This is a genomic window from Pseudomonas sp. zbq_18, from assembly GCF_043102245.1.
GTDB lineage: Bacteria > Pseudomonadota > Gammaproteobacteria > Pseudomonadales > Pseudomonadaceae > Aquipseudomonas.
This window is the reverse complement of sequence record NZ_JBICIT010000025.1, coordinates 18,287-36,989: the sequence shown is the minus strand read 5'-3', so window position 1 is coordinate 36,989 and position 18,703 is coordinate 18,287. Positions and strand designations below refer to the sequence as shown.

At 64.0% G+C, this 18,703-nt stretch carries 15 protein-coding genes and 1 pseudogene; 10 read left to right on the top strand and 6 right to left on the bottom strand.

The window, feature by feature from the left end; all coding sequences use genetic code 11:
• Nucleotides 1–14: 14 nt before the first annotated feature.
• From ACF8C6_RS18690 to lpxC, 4 genes are all read left to right on the top strand, one after another.
• A complete protein-coding gene (locus ACF8C6_RS18690; protein ID WP_392500743.1) occupies nucleotides 15–842 on the top strand; it encodes a cell division protein FtsQ/DivIB in 828 nt (275 codons plus the stop codon).
• 20 nt (nucleotides 843–862) lie between these two features.
• Nucleotides 863–2,107 carry a cell division protein FtsA gene (gene ftsA, locus ACF8C6_RS18685; RefSeq protein WP_392500710.1) on the top strand — a complete coding sequence of 415 codons (1,245 nt, stop codon included), beginning with the start codon at nucleotides 863–865 and terminating at the stop codon, nucleotides 2,105–2,107.
• A 54-nt stretch (nucleotides 2,108–2,161) separates the two neighbouring features.
• Nucleotides 2,162–3,361, top strand: coding sequence for a cell division protein FtsZ (gene ftsZ, locus ACF8C6_RS18680; protein ID WP_277689205.1), 1,200 nt, complete (start codon nucleotides 2,162–2,164; stop codon nucleotides 3,359–3,361).
• 112 nt (nucleotides 3,362–3,473) lie between these two features.
• Nucleotides 3,474–4,385, top strand: a complete 912-nt coding sequence (gene lpxC / locus ACF8C6_RS18675; RefSeq protein ID WP_392500709.1) for a UDP-3-O-acyl-N-acetylglucosamine deacetylase — start codon at nucleotides 3,474–3,476, stop codon at nucleotides 4,383–4,385.
• A gap of 58 nt (nucleotides 4,386–4,443) precedes the next feature.
• Here the strand turns inward: lpxC and ACF8C6_RS18670 are convergent, their stop codons facing one another.
• The gene (locus ACF8C6_RS18670) at nucleotides 4,444–4,890 is read right to left on the bottom strand and encodes a DUF721 domain-containing protein (protein WP_392500708.1); all 447 of its coding nucleotides are present in this window, start codon (nucleotides 4,888–4,890) and stop codon (nucleotides 4,444–4,446) included.
• Between the two features lie 235 nt (nucleotides 4,891–5,125).
• Between ACF8C6_RS18670 and secA the strand changes: the two genes are divergently transcribed.
• The 4 genes from secA to ACF8C6_RS18650 all read left to right on the top strand — a co-directional run bounded on the left by secA (nucleotide 5,126) and on the right by ACF8C6_RS18650 (nucleotide 10,894).
• A complete protein-coding gene (gene secA / locus ACF8C6_RS18665; protein WP_392500707.1) occupies nucleotides 5,126–7,858 on the top strand; it encodes a preprotein translocase subunit SecA in 2,733 nt (910 codons plus the stop codon).
• A 115-nt stretch (nucleotides 7,859–7,973) separates the two neighbouring features.
• Nucleotides 7,974–9,191: a bifunctional glutamate N-acetyltransferase/amino-acid acetyltransferase ArgJ gene (gene argJ / locus ACF8C6_RS18660; protein WP_392500706.1), complete on the top strand. Its 1,218-nt coding sequence runs from the start codon at nucleotides 7,974–7,976 to the stop codon at nucleotides 9,189–9,191.
• Nucleotides 9,192–9,314: 123 nt separating this feature from the next.
• Nucleotides 9,315–9,953, top strand: coding sequence for a glutathione S-transferase family protein (locus ACF8C6_RS18655; RefSeq protein ID WP_392500704.1), 639 nt, complete (start codon nucleotides 9,315–9,317; stop codon nucleotides 9,951–9,953).
• Nucleotides 9,950–10,894, top strand: coding sequence for a Nudix family hydrolase (locus tag ACF8C6_RS18650; RefSeq protein WP_392500702.1), 945 nt, complete (start codon nucleotides 9,950–9,952; stop codon nucleotides 10,892–10,894). Before ACF8C6_RS18655 ends, ACF8C6_RS18650 begins: the two co-directional genes overlap by 4 nt.
• A 73-nt stretch (nucleotides 10,895–10,967) precedes the next feature.
• On the opposite strand, the gene ACF8C6_RS18645 is transcribed toward ACF8C6_RS18650, so the two are convergent.
• The 4 genes and pseudogenes from ACF8C6_RS18645 to ACF8C6_RS18630 form a co-directional block, all read right to left on the bottom strand.
• Nucleotides 10,968–11,543: a cob(I)yrinic acid a,c-diamide adenosyltransferase gene (locus tag ACF8C6_RS18645; protein ID WP_392500700.1), complete on the bottom strand. Its 576-nt coding sequence runs from the start codon at nucleotides 11,541–11,543 to the stop codon at nucleotides 10,968–10,970.
• A gap of 1 nt (nucleotide 11,544) precedes the next feature.
• Complete coding sequence (locus ACF8C6_RS18640) at nucleotides 11,545–13,566, bottom strand: ATP-binding protein (protein ID WP_392500699.1); 2,022 nt, start codon at nucleotides 13,564–13,566, stop codon at nucleotides 11,545–11,547.
• Nucleotides 13,567–13,610: 44 nt separating this feature from the next.
• Nucleotides 13,611–14,525, bottom strand: a complete 915-nt coding sequence (locus ACF8C6_RS18635; RefSeq protein ID WP_392500697.1) for a putative 2-dehydropantoate 2-reductase — start codon at nucleotides 14,523–14,525, stop codon at nucleotides 13,611–13,613.
• A pseudogene (locus ACF8C6_RS18630) lies at nucleotides 14,522–15,493 on the bottom strand (response regulator); the annotation flags it as partial. The pseudogene ACF8C6_RS18630 and the gene ACF8C6_RS18635, both read right to left, overlap by 4 nt.
• A 142-nt stretch (nucleotides 15,494–15,635) precedes the next feature.
• Between ACF8C6_RS18630 and ACF8C6_RS18625 the strand changes: the two are divergent.
• Nucleotides 15,636–16,115, top strand: coding sequence for a YajQ family cyclic di-GMP-binding protein (locus ACF8C6_RS18625; RefSeq protein WP_277689216.1), 480 nt, complete (start codon nucleotides 15,636–15,638; stop codon nucleotides 16,113–16,115).
• A gap of 112 nt (nucleotides 16,116–16,227) precedes the next feature.
• On the top strand, nucleotides 16,228–17,064 hold the full coding sequence (locus ACF8C6_RS18620; RefSeq protein WP_392500695.1) for a mechanosensitive ion channel family protein: 837 nt from the start codon (nucleotides 16,228–16,230) through the stop codon (nucleotides 17,062–17,064).
• A gap of 1 nt (nucleotide 17,065) precedes the next feature.
• On the opposite strand, the gene ACF8C6_RS18615 is transcribed toward ACF8C6_RS18620, so the two are convergent.
• Nucleotides 17,066–18,655: an AmpG family muropeptide MFS transporter gene (locus ACF8C6_RS18615; protein ID WP_392500693.1), complete on the bottom strand. Its 1,590-nt coding sequence runs from the start codon at nucleotides 18,653–18,655 to the stop codon at nucleotides 17,066–17,068.
• Nucleotides 18,656–18,703 lie beyond the last annotated feature (48 nt).

The window sequence follows — 18,703 nt, the reverse complement described above, 5'->3', positions numbered from 1 at the left end:
GTCACCCGCAGCCCATGGGAGGCGCCTCTCGGCGTCAGCCCATTGCTGCGCGCGGGGCGAGCCGGATGGTGCCCAAGCAGCCGCTGTCCGCGCGTCTGCCACGGCCGGATTTCAGTGGGCTCAAGCGGCTGTTGTGGCCGCTGATGCTGCTCGGCCTGGGCATGGGAACCTATGAGCTGGCACAGCGCCTGATTCCCTATGCCGACCGTCCGATCAGCCGTATCAGTGTGCAGGGTGAATTGAGTTACATCAGCCAGCAGGCGGTGCAGGAGCGCATTGCGCCGTTCGTTTCGGCCAGCTTCTTCACTGTCGACCTGGCCGGCATGCGTGCCGAGCTGGAGCAGATGCCGTGGATCGCCCACGCCGAAGTGCGCCGCGTATGGCCGGACCAGGTCGCCATCAGCCTGCAGGAGCAGTTGCCGGTGGCGCGCTGGGGCAACGAGGCGCTGCTCAACAACCAGGGCCGTGCCTTCGGTCCGAGCGAGGCAGCCAATTACGAACACTTGCCCCTGTTGTCGGGTCCTAAGCGCGCCCAGCAGCAGGTGATGCAGCAGTATCAGGTGCTCAGCCAGCTCCTGCGGCCGATGGGCTTTTCCATCACCCGCCTGGAGTTGCGCGAGCACGGTAGCTGGTTCCTCAGCACCGCCCAGGGCGTGGAGATTCTCCTCGGCCGGGATCACCTGGTGGACAAGATGCGGCGCTTTGCTGCCATCCACGACAAGGTGCTGAAGCAGCAGATGACGAATATCGAGCGCATCGACCTGCGTTACGCCAACGGCCTCGCCGTGGCCTGGCGCGAACCGGTGGCGCCAGCGGCGGCGGTTGCCGCGGCCGCACAGTGAATCAAGGAGAACGGTAACTCATGGCAAGCGTGCAGAGCGGCAAGATGATCGTCGGCCTGGACATCGGCACCTCCAAGGTGGTGGCGCTGGTGGGCGAGGTGACGGCCGATGGCGAGCTGGACATCGTCGGCATCGGCACCAGCCCGTCGCGCGGTTTGAAGAAGGGCGTGGTGGTGAACATCGAGTCCACCGTGCAGTCGATCCAGCGCGCCATCGAAGAAGCGCAGCTGATGGCCGGCTGCCGCATCCACTCGGCCTTCGTCGGCATTGCCGGCAACCATATCCGCAGCCTGAACAGCCACGGCATCGTCGCCATTCGTGATCGCGAGGTCAGCCCGGCCGATCTGGAGCGCGTACTGGATGCCGCCCAGGCGGTGGCCATTCCGGCCGACCAGCGCGTGCTGCACACCCTGCCGCAGGACTACGTGATCGATAACCAGGAAGGTGTGCGCGAGCCCATGGGCATGTCCGGCGTACGCCTGGAGGCCAAGGTGCATGTGGTTACCTGCGCCACCAACGCCGCGCAGAACATCGAGAAGTGCGTGCGCCGCTGCGGCCTGGAAGTGGACGACATCATTCTCGAACAGCTGGCTTCCGCCTACTCGGTGCTGACCGAGGACGAGAAGGAGCTGGGCGTGTGCCTGGTCGATATCGGCGGTGGTACCACCGACATCGCCATCTTCACCGAAGGCGCCATTCGCCACACGGCGGTGATTCCGATTGCCGGCGACCAGGTCACCAACGACATCGCCATGGCCCTGCGTACGCCGACCCAGTACGCCGAAGAGATCAAGATTCGCTACGCCTGCGCCCTGGCCAAGCTGGCTGGCGCCGGCGAGACCATCAAGGTGCCCAGCGTCGGTGAGCGCGCCCCCCGCGACCTGTCGCGCCAGTCCCTGGCCGAAGTGGTCGAGCCGCGCTACGACGAGCTGTTCACCCTGATCCAGGCCGAGCTGCGTCGCAGTGGCTACGAAGACATGATTCCGGCCGGCATCGTGCTGACCGGTGGCACCGCCAAGATGGAAGGTGCTGTAGAACTGGCCGAAGAAATTTTCCATATGCCGGTGCGTCTGGGTGTGCCGCACAGCGTCAAGGGTCTGACCGACGTGGTGCGCAACCCGATCTATTCCACCGGCGTGGGGCTGCTGATGTACGGGCTGCAGAAGCAGGCCGACGGCTATCACGCTCCCGGCATTCAATTTGGCGATGAGCCCAAGACACCTGTACTGGAACGGCTGAAACGCTGGGTCCAGGGCAATTTCTGATGTGTAACCCGCGGTAGTTGTAGGCGATAAAACTAAAAAGGAAGGAGAGGGGATATGTTCGAGCTCGTAGATAACGCGCCTCAAAGTGCAGTGATCAAGGTGATCGGCGTGGGCGGCGGCGGCGGTAACGCTGTCAACCACATGATCAAGAACAACGTCGAAGGCGTGGAGTTCATCTGCGCCAACACCGATGCGCAGGCGTTGAAGAACGTCGGCGCACGCAGTGTGCTGCAACTCGGTCCAGGCGTGACCAAGGGCCTGGGCGCCGGCACCAACCCGGAAATCGGCCGTCAGGCCGCCATGGAAGACCGTGATCGCATCGCCGAAGTGCTGCAAGGCGCGGACATGGTCTTCATCACCACCGGCATGGGCGGCGGTACCGGTACCGGCGCGGCGCCGATCATCGCCGAAGTGGCCAAGGAAATGGGCATCCTCACCGTCGCGGTGGTGACCCGTCCGTTCCCCTTCGAAGGCCGCAAGCGCATGCAGGTCGCCGACGAGGGTATTCGTGCCCTGTCCGAGTGCGTCGACTCGCTGATCACCATCCCCAACGAGAAGCTGCTGACCATTCTCGGCAAGGACGCCAGCCTGCTGTCCGCCTTCGCCAAGGCTGACGACGTGCTCTCCGGCGCGGTGCGCGGTATCTCCGACATCATGCAGCGTCCGGGCCTGATGAACGTCGACTTCGCCGACGTGAAGACCGTGATGGGCGAGATGGGCATGGCCATGATGGGCACTGGCGCCGCCAGCGGTCCGAACCGTGCACGTGAAGCCACTGAAGCGGCCATCCGCAACCCGCTGCTGGAAGACGTCAACCTGCAGGGCGCCCGCGGCATTCTGGTCAACATCACCGCTGGTCTGGATCTGTCCCTGGGCGAGTACGCCGCCGTAGGTGAGATCATCGAGGCGTTTGCCTCCGAGGCCGCCACCGTCAAGGTCGGTGCGGTGATCGATCCGGATATGCGCGACGAACTGCATGTGACCGTGGTGGCGACTGGCCTGGGTGCGCGAATCGAGAAGCCGGTCAAGGTTATCGACAATACCGTGCAGGCTGCTGCACCGTCTGCCGCCGCTACCCTGAACGCTGCCGCACCGCGTGCTGCCGAGCAGCCGGCCGTCAACTACAAGGACTACGAGCGCCCGACTGTTCAGCGCCAGAGCCTTGCCGGTAGTGCCGCAGCAGCCAAGCTGAATACTCAGGATGACCTGGACTATCTCGATATTCCGGCTTTCCTGCGTCGTCAGGCTGATTGATGCTGTCTATCAGGAGTATATCGGTGATTGGTGTTCAGCAAAGGGCGGTTCTGCTATTATCGCCGCCCATTGTTGAAAACAGTTCGCAACAAGCGCACAAGCAGCCAAAACCATGATCAGACAACGCACCCTGAAGAACATCATCCGCGCCACCGGTGTTGGCCTGCACTCTGGGGAGAAGGTGTACCTGACCCTCAAGCCAGCCCCTGTGGATACCGGTATCGTGTTCCGTCGCACCGATCTGGATCCGGTCGTGGAAATCCCCGCCCGCGCCGAGAATGTCGGTGAGACCACCATGTCGACCACGCTGGTCAATGGTGACGTCAAGGTGGATACCGTTGAGCACTTGCTTTCGGCCATGGCAGGCCTGGGCATCGATAACGCCTACGTCGAGCTCTCGGCATCCGAAGTTCCGATCATGGACGGCAGCGCCGGTCCCTTTGTATTCCTGATTCAGTCCGCCGGACTGGAAGAGCAGGACGCCCCCAAGAAGTTCATCCGGGTCCTGCGCGAAGTGAGCGTGGAGGAGGGCGACAAGCGTGCCACCTTCCTGCCCTTCGACGGCTTCAAGGTGAGCTTCGAGATCGATTTCGATCACCCGGTGTTCCGCGGTCGTACTCAGACCGCCAGCGTCGATTTCTCCAGCACCTCCTTCGTCAAGGAAGTCAGCCGCGCACGCACCTTCGGTTTCATGCGCGACATCGAATTCCTTCGTTCGAACAACCTGGCGCTGGGGGGTAGCGTGGATAACGCCATCGTGGTCGACGAGTTCCGCGTGCTTAACGAAGACGGCCTCCGTTATGAGGACGAGTTCGTCAAGCACAAGATCCTCGACGCCATTGGCGACCTCTATCTGCTGGGCAACAGCCTGATCGGCGAGTTCAAGGGCTTCAAGTCCGGGCACGCGCTGAACAACCGCCTGCTGCGTACGCTGATGGAGCAGACCGATGCCTGGGAAGTGGTGGTGTTCGATGACGCCAGCACCGCGCCGATTTCCTACATGCGCCCGGTTGCGGCCGGCTAAGTGCAGGACTCTTTCGCGTAGCTAAAAGGCCACCTTCGGGTGGCCTTTTCGTTTCTCGTTACTTGGCGTTACGGGCCAGGCGTTCCAGTGCTGCGCGTAGCTTCGGGTCGCGGATGCCTTCGGCTGCGCAGTTGAGGCTTTCGGCCGCAGACTGGGACAACTCGACCGTGTGCCCCTGGTAGGCTACCTGGGTATTTGGAGGGCGTACCTTCACCTGGATCTTCTGCAGTTCGGCGAATTCCGGAAGTTGCTGCAGAGCGCGCTGTAGCCGGCGCTGCTGATAGTGCAGGCGAGTTGCCCAGTGACCGTTGCTGGTGAGTAGCAACAGGCAGCCGGCTTGCCAGCTGGCCACCAGGCAATGCTCGCGCGCCGCGGGTTCCAGTTGCGTTTCCACCAGCGCCTGCAGCTTCTCCAGGCGCTGGGCTGCGCTGAGCAACGCCTGCAGCGGGCGGTGCTCGCGCAGCAGTGCGCTGGGAGTCTTGGCGACAGGTGGGCGATGGTTCATTGGCTGGGCTCGATGGAGATGTTCGCCATCTTAGCAAAGGCCCTTGCAGCTGTCGGTGCTCGTCCCCATATAGAGTTGAACGGTCTGCTGGCAGTATGCGGCAGTGGTGTGGGAGTTCGCCCTTTTCTCACCAACGTTTCCGGGTAGAATGCCCCCTTTCGCACGCAGCCGAGCTGGCTGCCGGGTCGTGCTCAGGCACCACTCTCCATCCCCCAGCGTGGAAGAATCCGTCGATATGTTTGCGCCACTGTTGAAGAAACTTTTTGGAAGCAAGAACGAGCGTGAAGTCAAACGCATGCTCAAGACAGTGACCGCGATCAACGCCCTGGAAGAGCAGCTACTGTCGCTCTCCGACGAGCAACTCAAAGCCAAGACCGACGAGTTCAAAGCACGCCTGGCCAAGGGGGAAACCCTTGACCAGTTGCTGCCGGAAGCTTTCGCCGTGGCGCGGGAGGCCGGCAAGCGGGTGATGGGCATGCGCCACTTCGATGTGCAGCTGATCGGTGGCATGACCCTGCACGAAGGCAAGATCGCCGAGATGCGCACCGGTGAAGGCAAGACCCTGGTGGGCACCCTGGCGGTGTACCTCAACGCACTGTCCGGCAAGGGTGTGCACGTGGTCACGGTGAACGACTACCTGGCTCGCCGTGACGCCAACTGGATGCGCCCGTTGTATGAGTTCCTCGGCCTGTCGGTGGGCGTGGTCACCCCGTTCCAGCCGCCGGAAGAGAAACGTGCCGCCTACGCCAGCGACATCACCTACGGTACCAACAACGAATTCGGTTTCGACTACCTGCGCGACAACATGGCGTTCAGCCTGGAAGACAAGTTCCAGCGCGAGCTGAATTTCGCCGTGGTCGACGAAGTGGACTCCATCCTCATCGACGAAGCGCGTACACCGCTGATCATCTCCGGGCAGGCCGAAGACAGTTCGCGTCTGTACATGGAGATCAACAAGCTGATCCCGCGCCTCACCCAGCACATCGAGGAAGAGGAGGGCGTCGTTACCCAGGAAGGCCACTACAAGATCGATGAGAAGGCCCGCCAGGTCGAGCTCAACGAGTCCGGCCACCAGTACGTCGAGGAAATGCTCACCGCCTCCGGCCTGCTGGGCGAGGGCGAGAGCCTGTACTCCGCGCACAACCTCAGCCTGCTGACCCACGTCTATGCCGGTCTGCGTGCGCACAAGCTGTTCCATCGCAACATCGAATACATCGTGCAGAACGGCCAGGTGATCCTGATCGACGAACACACCGGCCGTACCATGCCCGGTCGTCGTCTGTCCGAAGGCCTGCACCAGGCCATCGAGGCCAAGGAGGGGGTGAATATTCAGGCCGAGAGCCAGACCCTGGCTTCGACCACCTTCCAGAACTATTTCCGCCTGTACAACAAGCTGGCCGGCATGACCGGTACTGCCGACACCGAAGCCTTCGAGTTCCGCCAGATTTACGGTCTCGACGTGGTGGTGATTCCGACGCACCGTCCGATTGCCCGAAAGGACTACAACGACCTGGTGTACCTGACCCAGGAAGAGAAGTACCAGGCGATCATCACCGACATCAAGGAAAGCCAGGCCCAGGGCCGGCCGATCCTGGTCGGTACCGCGTCCATCGAGACCTCCGAGTACGTTTCCAAGCTCATGGAGCAGGCCGGCATCGAGCATAAGGTGCTCAACGCCAAGTACCACGAGAAGGAAGCCGAGATCATCGCCCAGGCGGGGCGTCCAGGCGCCGTGACACTGGCCACCAACATGGCCGGTCGCGGTACCGACATTCTCCTCGGTGGCAACTGGGAGGCCGAAGTGGCCGGCCTGGAAAACCCGAGCGAAGAGCAGATCGCACAGATCAAGGCCGAGTGGCAGAAGCGCCATCAGCAGGTGATCGAGGCCGGCGGCCTGCACGTGATTGCTTCCGAGCGCCACGAGTCCCGCCGTATCGACAACCAGCTGCGTGGCCGTGCCGGCCGCCAGGGTGATCCGGGTTCCAGCCGCTTCTACCTGTCGCTGGAAGACAACCTGATGCGCATCTTCGCCTCCGACCGGGTGAAGAATTTCATGAAAGCCCTGGGCATGCAGTCCGGCGAGGCCATCGAGCACGGCATGGTGACCAACGCCATCGAGAAGGCCCAGCGCAAGGTCGAGGGGCGCAACTTCGACATGCGCAAGCAGCTGCTTGAGTACGACGATGTGGCCAACGAGCAGCGCAAGGTGATCTACCACATGCGCAACAGCCTGCTGGCGTCCAACGATGTTGCCGAAACCATCACCGAGTTCCGCGAAGAAGCCCTGGCCGCCACCATTGACGCCCATATCCCCCCACAGTCGCTGCCGGAACAGTGGGATATCCAGGGCCTGGAAGCGGCGCTGAACAGTGATTTCGCCATCCAGCTGCCGATCCAGCAGTGGCTCGATGAAGACGAGAAGCTGTACGAGGAGACCCTGCGCGAGCGCATCCTCCAGGAACTGCTGACCGCCTATGCCGAGAAGGAGTCCCTGGCTGGTGCGGAGGCCCTGCGTACCTTCGAGAAGCAGATGCTGCTGCGCGTGCTCGACGACCTGTGGAAAGACCACCTGGCGACCATGGATCACCTGCGCCACGGCATTCATCTGCGCGGCTATGCGCAGAAGAACCCCAAGCAGGAATACAAGCGTGAGTCCTTCACCCTGTTTCAGGAGCTGCTCGACTCGATCAAGCGTGACACCATTCGCGTACTGTCCCATGTTCAGGTGCGTCGCGAGGATCCGGCTGAAGAAGAGGCGCGTCTGCGTCGGGAGGCCGAAGCCATGGCCGCCCGCATGCAGTTCCAGCATGCCGAGGCTTCGGCTATGCCCGGTGCCGAAGCAGCGGAGGCCGAGGGTGACGTGGCCGTGGCCAGTGCGGTGCGTAGCGAGCCGAAGATCGGTCGCAACGAGCCCTGTCCGTGCGGCTCCGGCAAGAAGTACAAGCACTGCCACGGTCAGCTGAGCTGATCCAGGCCGGGCCTGCTATATAGACAACGCCGCGACCGGCTCTGCCGCTCGCGGCGTTTTTCCAACCTCAGCCGCGTGTCGCGGCATCTGCACTGCCTTCGAAGGAGCGTTCCACATGGCCGTCGGTCTTGGTCCCCTGCCTACTCTGCACCCGGTTCCCGGTTTCGAACTCGGTATTGCCTCTGCCGGCATCAAGCGCCCCGGGCGCAAGGACGTGGTGGTGATGCGCTGCGCCGAAGGTTCGCGCGTGGCCGGGGTGACCACCACCAATGCCTTCTGCGCGGCGCCGGTGCTGGTGACCCGCGAGCGCATGCAAGGTGAAGTGCGTTACCTGCTGACCAACACCGGCAACGCCAACGCCGGTACCGGCCCGGACGGCCTGACCAATGCCCGCCGCACCTGTGCCGCCCTGGCTGCGCTGGCCGGTGTACCTGACGGTGCCGTGCTGCCGTTCTCTACCGGGGTGATTGGCGAGCCACTGCCAGTGGAGAAGATCGAAGGCGCGCTGCAGGCGGCCCTGGATGATCTGCACGAGAACCACTGGGCCGAAGCGGCCACCGGCATCATGACCACCGACACCCTGCCCAAGGGCGCCAGCCGCCAGTTCGTGCATGACGGCGTAACCGTGACCGTGACCGGCATCAGCAAGGGCGCCGGCATGATCCGCCCGAACATGGCCACCATGCTCGGCTACATCGCCACCGACGCTAAGGTGGCGCGCAGCGTGCTGCAGGACCTCGTGCGCGATGCGGCGAACAAATCGTTCAACCGCATCACCATCGATGGCGATACCTCGACCAACGACTGCTGCATGCTGATCGCCACTGGCCAGGCGGCGCTGCCGGAAATCACCAGTGCTTCCGGCGAGCTGTTTGCCAAGCTCAAGCAGGCGGTTTTCGAGGTGTTCATGGAAGTGGCTCAGGCCATCGTCCGTGACGGCGAGGGCGCGACCAAGTTCGTCACCGTGCAGGTCAATGGCGGCGGTACCCACCAGGAGTGCCTGGATGTCGGTTATGCCGTGGCTCACTCGCCGCTGATCAAGACCGCACTGTTTGCCTCCGATCCCAACTGGGGGCGCATCCTCGCCGCTGTCGGCTATGCCGGTGTGCCGAGCCTGGACGTGAGCAAGATCGACGTGTTTCTCGGCGAGGTGTGCATCGCCAGCCAGGGCGGCCGTGCCTCCACCTACACCGAGGCGCAGGGCGCGGCGGTGATGGCGCGCGAGGAAATCACCATCCGTATCGAGCTGGGTCGCGGCACCTGCAGCGAAACCATCTGGACTACCGACCTGTCCCATGAGTACGTGAAGATCAACGCGGAATACCGCACCTGATCCACGCGTAGCGCTGAGTGGTGTCAGGATTCCCGGTAGTCATGGCTCCATGAATACCGGGAATTTGCTATTGGCCTGGGGCGCTCTTAAGGTCGGTCCAACCCACCTGATTTGGAGAGCTCCATGTCCCTCACCCTGGTCATCGGCAACAAGAACTACTCGTCCTGGTCGCTGCGCGCCTGGTTGACGCTGGAGCTGGCTGGCGCGCCCTACGAGGAAGTCCTGGTCTCGCTGTATGGCCCCGAGAGCCGGCGGCATTTGCTGCAGCATTCGCCTACCGGCAAGGTGCCGGTACTGAAAAGCGAAGACGGGGTAATCTGGGACTCACTGGCCATCGCCGAGTACCTGGCCGAGCGTTTCCCCGAGGCGCATCTGTGGCCCCGTGGTCAGGCGGCCCGTGCCCTGGCGCGTTCGGCTTGCGCGGAGATGCACAGTGGCTTCGTGGCTCTGCGCAGCCATTTGCCGATGGACCTGAGTCGCGACAAGGCCCTGGCCGAGGTGCCAGCCGAGGTGCAGGCGGACATCGCACGCATCTGCGCCCTGTGGCAGAGCTGCCGCGAGCAGTACGGTCAGGACGGCGCCTTCCTGTTCGGCCAGGCGAGCATCGCCGATGCCTTCTTCGCGCCCGTGACGGCGCGCCTGCGCAGTTACCGGGTGCTGCTGCCGCAGGAGGCGCAGGCCTACGTGACGACAATTTATCAATGGCCGGCCTTTCAGCGTTGGTATCAGGCCGGTTTGCAGGAAACGGAGAACAAAGCATGAAGCGAGTGCATGTGGCCGCCGCGGTGATCCGCGGCGACGATGACCGCGTACTGATCGCCAAGCGGGCTGCCAGCCAGCACCAGGGTGGCCTGTGGGAGTTTCCCGGAGGCAAGGTGGAGGCCGGCGAGCAGGTACGCGATGCCCTGACGCGCGAACTGCACGAGGAGCTGGGTATCCGTGTCGAAGCGGCCCGGCCGCTGATTCAGGTGCACCACGACTATCCGGACAAGCAGGTGCTGCTGGATGTCTGGGAGGTGAGTGCCTTCAGCGGTGAACCTCATGGCGCCGAGGGCCAGCCGCTGGCCTGGGCCAGCGAGCGTGAGCTGCTCGACTATGAGTTCCCGGCCGCCAACCAGCCGATAGTGGCTGCGGCACGCCTGCCTGACAGCTACCTGATCACCCCGGATGGCCTCGAGCCGGCCGAACTGCTGCGTGGCGTGCGCGCCGCCCTGGCGGCGGGGGCGAAGCTGATCCAGCTGCGCGCGCCGAACATGTTCGACCCGCAGTACCGTGACCTGGCGGTGGACGTTCAAGGGCTGTGCGCCGGCAAGGCGCAGCTGATGCTCAAGGGGCCGCTGGAATGGCTCGGCGATTTTCCGGCCGCCGGCTGGCACCTGACCGCCGAACAATTGCGCAAGTACGCGCCCAATGGTCGGCCCTTCCCGGGCCAGCGCTGGCTGGCCGCGTCCTGTCACGGTGCGGAGGAGTTGGCGCTAGCGGCGCGCATGGGCGTCGACTTCGTCACCCTGTCACCATTGCAGGCCACGCAGACCCACCCCGAGGCCACGCCGTTGGGCTGGGAGCAGGCGGCGCAGCTGCTGCGCGAGAGCAATATTCCCGCCTATCTGCTGGGTGGCGTGGGGCCGGACGACCGCGAGCGCGCCTGGCAGATCGGCGCTCAGGGCGTGGCAGGCATCCGCGCCTTCTGGCCGCAAGGGTGATCCGCAGGTTGGGTCGGACCGCCTAGGTTGAGCGCAGCGACGCCCGCCGCGGGCGCGCTGCGTGAGATGCCGGCTAGGGCTTCTGCGCCGCCTTCCAGAGCACTTCGGCAATGCCTTGGCGGCGTGCGATCAGGCGCGCGGCGACGAACAGCAGGTCGGACAGACGATTGACGTAGGCCATGCCCACCGGGCGTAGCGGCTCCACGGCGTTGAGGTGCTGGCAGCGGCGCTCGGCGCTGCGCGCCAGGCCGCGGCAGACATGAGCCTGAGCGATCAGTCGCGAACCGCCGGGCAGGATGAAGTTGGTGAGCGGGCCGACTTCCTCGTTCCACTGGTCGATGGCCACTTCCAGACGCGCCACCTCGTCTTCCTGCAGCGCCTGATACTCGGGCATCGCCAGTTCGCCGCCAAGGTCGAACAGGCGGTGCTGGCAGGGCGCCAGAACGTCGCTGATCTCGCTAAGTCCGGGGCAGGCGGATTGCTGCTCGGCCAGTTCGGCGAGCAGCAGGCCGATCTGGCTGTTGAGGTTGTCCAGCTCACCCATGGCCTCGATCCGCGGGTGGTCCTTGCTCACCCTGCGGCCATCGGCCAGGCCGGTCTCGCCCTTGTCGCCGGTCTTCGTGTAGATCTTGCTCAGTCGGTAACCCATTTCAGTGACTCATCTGTTCGGGCGCCGCCGTCAGCGGCAGGCGCAGGGTGAAGCAGGTGCCCTGGCCGGGGGTGGAGTGCACTTCCAGCTGGCCCTTGTGGTTGTTGGTGACGATGAAATACGACACGGACAGGCCCAGGCCGGTGCCCTGACCCACTTCCTTGGTAGTGAAGAAGGGCTCGAAGATGCGCTTGCGCACGCTCTCCGGCATGCCCACGCCGTTGTCCTCCACCTGGATTTCGGCCCAGGGCGGGGTGCGCCGGGTACGCAGGATGATGCGCCCCGGTTGGTGGTCGTCGTCGCGCAGGTGAATGGCCTGGGCGGCGTTCTTCAGCAGGTTGAGAATGACCTGCTCCAGCTCGTTGGCGGTGGCCGGTACCGGTTCCAGCTGCGGATCGAAGTCGCGGACGATGGTCAGGCCCTTGAAGTCGAAGCTTTCCGTGAGGTCGAAGTCATTGCCGGCGATTTCCAGGGCCTGCTCGATCAGCTGCGGCAGCTGGCAGGGCGCCAGCTGGCGATTACTGCGCCGACTGAAGGCGAGCATGTGGCTGACGATCTTCGCCGCCCGCGAGCCGGCCTGCTGAATGCCGTCGAGCAGCTGTGGAATCTCCCTAGCCTGCAGGTAGGCGTTGACGTCGTCCAGGGCGATACCGACGGCGCGTGCCTGTTCCTGGTTCTTCGCCAGCTCGGCGGACAGGCGCCGGCGCACGTTCTGCACGTTGTGCAGGATGGCGCCGAGGGGGTTGTTGATCTCATGGGCCATGCCGGCGGCCAGGCCGCCGACCGAGAGCATCTTCTCCGACTGCACCATCATTTCCTCGAGGGACAGGCGCTGGGTGATGTCGTCGATACGGATGACCGCGCCGCGACCACTGGCCCCCATCAGCGGGTAGAAGGTCAGGGCGTAGTGATGGGGTTCGTCTCCGCGCAGCCAGGTGACGCGTTCGACCTTTTCTACCTGATGCTTCTCGGCGGCTCGCTTGAGTTGTGGCAGAAAGGGCTTGAGCGGTGGAAAGGCGAGAAACACCGGCTGGTTCAGCGCCGCGTTCAGTGGCGTGCCTGAAAGCGCGCTGGCTTCCTGGTTCCACTGGGTGACGTAGAGTTGATCATCGACGGCGATCAGCGCCGAGGGCATGGAGTCGATGATGTTGTTGAGGTAGTTCTGGAAGCCGGTGAGCTTTTTCTCGATCTTGCTGCGTACCTGCACCTCCAGTTCCAGCTTGCGATTGGAGTGGCGGGTTTCCTCGGCCAGGCTCTGGGCCTGGGCGAAGGCACTCTCGGCATCATCACGGGCGCGCTTGAGCTGTTGTTCGCGGGCTTCCATGCGGCTGAGCATGGTGTTGAAGGCGTCGGCCAGGCTGCCGATCTCATCCTGGTTGCCGCGGGCAGAGCGCAGCGCGTAGTTCTCCTCGCGGGTGACCTGGCGCGAGAGCTCTTCCAGCTGGCGGATGGGGCGAGTGATCAGACGTTTGATCTGGCGCGCGATCAGCGCCCAGAGCATGACGCTGATGACCAGAATCACGCCGCTGGCGGTGAGTGTGCCGGTGTAGAAGGCACCCGGTAACTCGCTGGAGGCGACCAGCAGCAGGCGTCCGGGAGGTTTGCCTGCCTGGGGCAGGTCGATGAGTTGGGTGGTGCGGAATTCGCCCTGGCGCCAGTGCTCTAGATCTTCGCTGTGCGCAGGCAACTGCAGGGGCTTGCCCAGTTGTAGTTCGGCCAGGCGTTGGCCGGCGCTGTTGTAGAGGGCTGCGGCACGCAGCGGGGTGTAGCTGTCCAGGTGTTCCAGCAGTTGCCGGGCTTGCTCCGGCGAGGCCAAGGCGGCGTTGCTGATGTGCGAAGTGGCGATCAGCCTGCCGAGCGTTTGCAAAGCCTGCGGTGCGACACTTTCCTGGGAGATCCAGTAGGCGGCGCTGATGAAGGCCAGGTTGGCCACCAGCATGACGGTGGCCAGTAGTACCAGCAGCGCGGCAAGCAGCTTGCGGCCAACCGGCAGGTTGTCGAGGCGCTGGCGAAGACGGCTCAAGGGTGCGGCTTCCAAGCAAGAGGGAAGGGCAGGTTAGCCTCGCTTCAGGTCAGGGGCAATCCGCGGGCCTGCAGTGCTGCCAGCAGGCGCTGCTGCAGGCCCTTCAGGTGCGGCAGGCTCAGGCCCAGGCGTTCACCTTCATGACAGGCATAGCCAAGCAGGAAGCTGATCTCGGTGCGCCGCCCAGCCTGAACGTCCTGATACATGGAGGAGTAGTTGGCCGCGGTGTGCTCGATCACGCCCTGTACCTGTTCGTGCAAGCCGCTGGCGGCCTCGGGCTGCCCCGCGCGGAGTAAAAGTTCGCTCAGTTCTCGGCAGAGATTGGCGACTTCTTCGGGAAAATCGCGCAGTCCGCCATTTTGGCAGCCGTGCAGCACGGTCAGTGGATTGATGGCGCAATTCAGCGCCAGCTTGCGCCATAGCTTGCCCAGGATGTCCGCAGTCCACTGATGAGGGATGCCTGCCTGGCTCAGTTCGTTCAGCCAGGCAGGCTCTGCCGATTGGCCGGGTTGCCCCAGCCAGGTGTGGCCCTGGCCGGCGAAAACCGCGCGAAATGGGCCGTCACGAAAGGCGCCCTCGGTGCTCGAGGCAAAGATGCAGTGAGCCTTGGGCAGTCGCTCGGCGACGGCCTGCTGGCTGCCGAGGCCATTCTGCAGCAGGATGATCTCGGCGCCTGGGCTCAGGCGCGGTGCGAGGCTGGCCGCCGCTTCTTCGGCATCGTAGGCCTTGCAGGCCAGCAGCACGCGGCCGATTGGTGTGCCGCCTTGGGCCGTTTCCGCTGGGATGGGGTAGAGGCTGGTCTGGCCATTTTCCACCAGGCTCAAGCCACCGCCACTGCGGTAGCGGCTCAGGCGGGTGCTGTCACGCAGGAGCAGTTTGACCGGCAGGCCTGCACGGGCCAGGCGCGCGGCCCAGAGTGTACCCAGGCTGCCGGCACCGAGGATGTACCAGGTATTCACTGCGGCAGCGGCAGGCGCGCCGCGCTGACCCGACCGCTGACGTAGGACTCGGGCAGCAGGCGGGTGGCCTCGGCAAACAGTTGGCGGGGTTCGACGGGCAGGGACTTGGCGTCCAGGCCGACCAGGGCGATACCGGCCTTGAGGCTGATGAACCCTTCGCTGGTCTTGAAAGCCTTGAGGTTGAGGCCGTCATGCATGCGCTTGAAGCTGCTCGGCGAGCACTCCTGCAGGTCTTCGATCAGGGTGACGATGCCGAAGTGGTTTTCGTCCACCCGGGTCAGCACGTCCAGCGGCCGTACCAGTTGTTGCAGGCGCCGGGCGACGCCATGCAGCACTTCGTTCCAGAAACCGTTGCCGTGCTGGCGACGCAGCGCGTCGCCTTCCTGCAGGCCGATCAACAGGTAGCACAGGGCGCCGCCACGCGACTCGACCTGGCGTAGGCTGTCTGCCAGCTTCTGTTGCAGGTAGCGCGGGTTGCCGAGGCCGGTCAGCGGGTCGACCAGATTGCGCTGCTCCAGGCTGGCGATGTTCTGCGTCAGCATGCGGTTTTCGTTCAGCAGGCGCTGCAGGTTGTTGCACAGGCGGTCGGCGGCATACACCCGGGGCATCAATTGCTCATTCATCGAGGATTTGCTGATGAAGTCATCGACGCCTCGGTCGAAGGCCTCGGCCAGTACGTTTTCACCTTCCTTGCCGGTGAGCAGGATGACGTAGGTGTAGTGCTCGGCGGTTTCGTCCAGCTGGCGTACGCGTCCGGTCAGCTCCAGGCCGTCCATCTCCGGCATCAGCCAGTCGGCCAGCAGCACGCTGGCGGGGCGTTTCTCCAGCTGGCGCAGAGCCTCGGCAGCACTGTTGGCGAAACGTACGTCCTGGTAGCCAGCCTGGCTCAGGGCGCGGCCGATCATGGCGCTGGAGAACTTGGCATCGTCCACTACCAGGATGCTGAGATGGGGGTTGGGCATTGCTGGCAGCTCGACTGAAGTAGAAGGGGAAAGGCGCAGCGACGAACGGTGCGTATCAGACTGGTTATAATGGGCGCGCCATTTTTATCGTCAAGTCAGGCGTGCTCACTCCGTGCGGAGGATCGCGCCGTCCATCAGGAGCTAGCTCATGCCTTCGTTCGACGTCGTGTCGGAACTGGACAAACACGAACTGACCAATGCGGTCGACAATGCCATCAAGGAGCTCGAACGACGCTTCGACCTGCGCGGCAAGTGCAGCATCGAAAGCAAGGACAAGAGCCTGACCCTGACCGCCGAAGCCGAATTCATGCTGGAGCAGATGCTCGACATCGTGCGCAGTTGTCTGATCAAGCGCAAGATCGATTGCCAGTGCATGGAAACCAAGGATGCCTACGCCTCCGGCAAGGTGATGAAGCAGGAGGTGACCTTCCGCGAGGGCATCGACAAGGAGCTGGCGAAGAAGATCGTCGCCCATATCAAGGACAGCAAGCTGAAGGTTCAGGCGGCTATCCAGGGCGAGCAGGTACGCGTCACCGGTAAGAAGCGCGATGACCTGCAGGAGGCCATTGCAGCTCTGCGTGGCAAGGAGTTCGGCATGCCGCTGCAGTACAACAACTTCCGCGACTAAGCCAGCCTGGCGGAACCCTGACGCCTTGCCGGCGTCCCTATAGAACACCCTTCACCGCCATGGCCCGCCATGGCGGTGGCGTTTTAGCTGTCCGAAAAAAGGAGTGACCCCCATGGAGTTCAATCTCGACGAGATGATCAAACTGTCCGAAAGCTGGTTGCCGGTGGTGCTGGAGTACAGCGGCAAGCTGACTCTGGCGCTGTTCACGCTGCTGCTGGGTTGGTGGCTGATCAATCGTTTGACCCATAGGCTGCAGGCCTTGATGGGCGGACGGCGGGTGGATGCCGCGCTGACCAGTTTCATCGGCAGCCTGGCCAATATGGGCCTCAAGGTGCTGCTGGTGGTCAGCGTTGCCTCGATGATCGGTATTTCGACCGCCTCCTTCATTGCTGTGATTGGTGCGGCGGGACTGGCCATTGGCCTGGCGCTGCAGGGCAGCTTGGCGAACTTCGCCGGCGGTGTACTGATTCTGCTGTTCCGTCCGTTCCGCATTGGCGACTGGATCGAGGCCCAGGGGGTGGCGGGTACGGTCGACAGTATCCAGATCTTTCACACCGTGCTGCGCACCGTGGATAACAAGACCGTGATCCTGCCCAACGGTTCGCTGAGCAATGGTGCGATCGTCAACAGCTCGCATCAGGCCACGCGCAAGGTGATCTTCAATATCGGCGTGGACTACGACGCCGACCTGCAGGCCGCGCGCGAAGTGCTGCTGGGCCTGGCGCGGGATTCGCGGGTGCTGGCCGAGCCGGCACCGGAAGTGGTGGTGACCTCGCTGGGCGACAGTGCAATCACCCTGTCGCTGCGCCTGTGGGTCAACAACAGCGACTACTGGGGCGTCATGTTCATGCTCAACGAGGGCGTGCGCGATGGTCTGCGTCAGGCGGGTATCGACATTCCGTTCCCGCAGCGGGTGGTGCGCATGATCAGTTCCGAGGCTTCGGCCTGAGTCACACCTTGCTCGGCTCGCTCACCAGCGCGCCGCCGCGCCGCCACTGCAGGATGATCAGCAGCAGGGTGGGGATGCCGAGCAGGGCGGTGGCAAGGAAGAACTGCGCGTAGCCCAGCTTTTCCACCATCACTCCGGAGTATCCGCCGACCAGGCGTGGCAGCAGCAGCATGATGGAGCTGAGCAGCGCGTACTGGGTGGCGGAGAACTTGAGGTTGGTCAGGCTCGACAGGTAGGCGACGAAAGCCGCGGTGGCCAGGCCCGAGCTGAGGTTGTCCAGGGTGATGGTCAGCACCAGCATCAGCATGTGCGGGTCCAGGGCCTCGATCAACTCCCAGGCCGTGCGTTCGGCGTAGTCGAGGGGGGCGGCGATGACCCCTAACCCAGACAGGCTGGCGAACAGCAGGTTGGTGGCGGCCGATGCGACGCCGCCCAGCAGCAGGATCGGCAGGATGCCGAAGCGCACGATCAGCAGGCCGCCGAGGGCCGCCCCGAGCAGGGTCATCACCAGGCCGAACAGTTTGCTGACGCTGGCGATCTGGCTCTTGGCGAAGCCCATGTCGATATAGAACACGTTGGCCATGACGCCCATCACGGTGTCCGACATGCGATAGGTGGCGATCAGCCCCAGCAGCAACAGCGCCTGCCAGCGGTAGCGCAGGATGAAGTCGTTGACCGGCGTCAGCACCGGAGCCAGACCGCGACGGCCCATGCGCGACAGGCACAGGCTGGTAAGTACCAGGTAGAGCAGGAAGCGCAGGAAGGCGCGGTCGTCGCGGATCAGCTCGACCAGCCCCGTCTCACCCTGCAGCGTCAGCCATGCATCGCTCTGGAAGAGCTGGGTGAACATCGCAGGCACCGAAACCAGCAGTACGATCAGTACCAGTACCGACGCCAGCTGACGATATAAGCCGTAGCGCGCCGCCGCCATCTGCGTCTGCATGGGCACCGGCGGCTCACACATCCACAGGGTGGTGATCACCCCAGGCAGCATCAACAGGGCGAACAGCAGATAGGTGCTGGCCCAGGCCCCATGCTGGTAACCGGTACCCGGCGTGCCGAACCAGCCGGCGAAGTACAGCGCGCCGGCCGTGGCCAGCAGGGCCGCGACGCGGTAGCCAGTCATATAGCTGGCGGCCAGGGCGGCCTGGCGGCTGTCGTCAACGATTTCCAGACGGTAAGCGTCTACCGCAATGTCCTGGGTGGCCGAGGCAAAGGCAACCACCACCGCTACGGCGATCAGCCAGGATAGATGTTCCTGTGGGTTGCACAGCGCCATGCCAATCAGGCCAAGGGCGACCAGCACCTGCGACAGCACCAGCCAGGAGCGACGCCGGCCAAGGCGACCCAGGACAGGCAAGCGCCACTGGTCGAGCATGGGCGCCCAGACCCATTTGAACGCGTAGGCCAGGCCGATCAGGCTGGCATAGCCGATGGTCTGGTGCGCTACACCGGCCTCGCGCAGCCATACCGAGAGGGTGGAAAACACCAGCATGTAGGGTAGGCCGGCCGCGAACCCGAGCAGCAGCAAGGCCAGGGCCGCCGGGTGGGCATAGGTGGCAAGGGCGGCGCGCCAGGTTTTACGGGGCATGGGCGTGTTCTGCTGCAGGCTCGGACAAAGGGCGCACTCTAGGGGCTG